At 72.9% G+C, this 2,524-nt stretch carries 1 protein-coding gene and 1 pseudogene; both read right to left on the reverse strand.

The window, feature by feature from the left end:
• Positions 1-359 (reverse strand): annotated as a pseudogene (locus AB0M20_RS37825) (phosphotransferase); the annotation flags it as partial.
• Positions 360-379: 20 nt separating this feature from the next.
• Positions 380-2,524, reverse strand: a 2,145-nt coding sequence (locus AB0M20_RS37830; protein WP_364305647.1) for a glycoside hydrolase family 3 N-terminal domain-containing protein, incomplete at its 5' end; no start/stop codon positions are given.

The raw sequence follows: 2,524 nt of genomic DNA on the forward strand, positions 1-2,524 counted from the left end.
ACGAGCGGGTACACCGCCGCGGCCCAGACCTCGCCCAGCCGCACCACGGGGTCGCCGCCGGCGGTGGGGATCGGCGCGACCACGAATTTCGCCCCGGTGTCGCGCAGCGCCCGCGCGGTGTCCAGCGCCCGGCGCAGCCGGCCGAACGCCGCGTCCGGCGACTCGCTGTCGGCCTTCCGCGTCACCCGCAGGTCGTCGACCGTGACGAACCACCGCCCGCCGGCCGGGTCGGTCGCCACCCAGTGGTGGCTGCCGAAGCCGACCGGGGCGTGGGTCAGCGAGGACACGGCCACGCCCCACTCGCGGGTCAGCGCGGCGGCCAGGGCGGTCTCATCGAAATCGGTCGGCAGGCTCTGCACGCGCCGATTCTGTCAGGGCGTCACGTGATGCTGAAAGGCGTGGTCAGCACGTCGCGAGAGTTGGGACCGACCCGCAACTCGAAGGCGCCCGGCTCCACCACCCGATCACCGTCGGCGGTGACCAGCGTGCAGTCCGCGGCCGGCAGCTCGATCGTCACCGTGACGCTCTGCCCGGCGGGCACCTCCACCTGCCGGTACGCCTTCAGCTCCTGCACCGCCCAGGTGACGCTGGTGACCACGTCGTGGACGTAGGCCTGCACGGTCTCCAGCGCCGGCCGCCGACCGGTGTTGGTCAGCCGCACCGAAGCCCGCAGCACCTCGTCGCGGCCGATCCGCGCCCGCTCGGTCGTCAGGTCCGAGTAGTCGATCGTGGTGTAGCTCAGCCCCTCGCCGAACACGAACTGCGGGTCCTGGGTCAGGTCGGCGTAGCGGCGGCCGTGCTGCCCGCGGATCTGGTTGTAGTAGACCGGCTGCTGGCCGACGTGCCGGGCCACCGAGATCGGCAGCCGGCCGCACGGCTCGATCGCGCCCAGCACCAGCTCGGCGATCGCCCGGCCGCCGCGCATGCCGGGGTTGAACGCGGCGATCACCGCGTTGGCGCTCGTCGCCGACGGGGGCAGCACGAGCGGCTTCGAGGAGATCAGCACGACGACCATCGGGGTGCCGGTGGCGGCCACCGCGTCGAGCAGCGCGATCTGGCCGCCCTGCAGCTCCAGCGTTGCGGTCGACCTGTTCTCGCCGGTCAGCGCCACGGTGTCGCCGACCACGACGACCGCCACGTCGGCCTCGCGGGCCACCCGCACCGCCTCGGCGAGCTGCGCCTCGTCGACCGGGGCGCCCTCCGAGATCGGCGGGCGGGGCTGGCCGTCCGGGTACGTGGCGCCCTCCGGGTCGGGCACCAGGTGCTCGATGTCGGCTCCCCGGGCGAACGTGACCTTCTCGGAGAAGGCGCGGAAGCCGTCGACGACTGTCTCGATCATCTCGCGGGGCTGGCCGTCCGGCATCCAGTCGACCTGGCCGGAGTCGCCGGCCCAGTCGCCGAGCTGGGCGGACGGGTCGTCGGCGTTGGGGCCGAGGACGGCGATCCGCAGGCCCGGCTCGAGCGGCAGCAGGCCGTCGTTGCGCAGCAGCACCAGCGAGCGGCGGGTCACCTCGAGGTTGAGATCGGTGTGCTCGGGGCTGCCGATCACCGCCGCCTGCCGGTCCGCGTCCGGTCCGCGCGGGTTCTCGAAGAGGCCGAGGCGGAATTTCAGCCGGAGGATCCGGCGTACCCCCTCATCGATCTCGTCCTCGGTCAGTAGGCCGCGCGCGACCGCCTCCTGCGCGCCCTCGAACACCCCCGGCGTGGTCATCATCAGGTCGTTGCCGGCCCTGATGGCCAGTGCCGACGCCTGCGCGAGGTCGGCGCAGACGGCCTGCTCCCAGACCATGCGCCCGACGTTGTCCCAGTCGGTGACCAGCGTGCCGTCGAAGCCCCACTCGCCCTTGAGCACGTCGTTGAGCAGCCAGCGGTTCGCGGTGATCGGCACGCCGTCCATCGACTGGTAGCCCAGCATGAACGTGGCGACGCCCTCGCGGGCGACCCGCTCGAACGGCGGCAGGAACCAGGACCGCAGCTTGCGCCGGCTGATGTCGGCCTCGCTGGCGTCCCGCCCGCCCTGGGTCTCGGAATACCCGGCGAAGTGCTTCGCGGTGGCCAGGATGGCGGTCGGGTCGGTGAGGCCGCCGCCCTGGTAGCCGCGGACCATCGCCGCGCCCAGCTCACCGATCAGGAACGGGTCCTCGCCGAACGTCTCGTCCACCCGGCCCCAGCGCAGGTCGCGCGCGATGCAGAGGACGGGGGAGAAGGTCCAGTGCACACCGGTCGCGGACACCTCGACGGCGGTCGCCCGGGCCACCCGCTCGACCAGCGCCGGATCCCAGCTCGCCGCCATCGCCAGCTGAGTGGGGTAGATCGTCGCGCCCGGCCAGAACGAGTGCCCGTGGATGCAGTCCTCGGCGGTGATCAGCGGAATACTCAGCCGGGTCCCGGCGGCCAGGTCGATGGCCTCCAGCAGGCGGGGCGGCGAGGTGTGCAGGATCGACCCGGCGAGCTTGCCGGTGACGATCTCCTTGAGGTCGCCGCGGGCGTCCAGCTGCAGCATCTGCCCGACCTTCTCGGCCAG

Origin of the sequence: Actinoplanes sp. NPDC051633, from assembly GCF_040681735.1 — a bacterium.
In the GTDB taxonomy this organism is placed as follows: Bacteria; Actinomycetota; Actinomycetes; order Mycobacteriales; family Micromonosporaceae; genus Actinoplanes.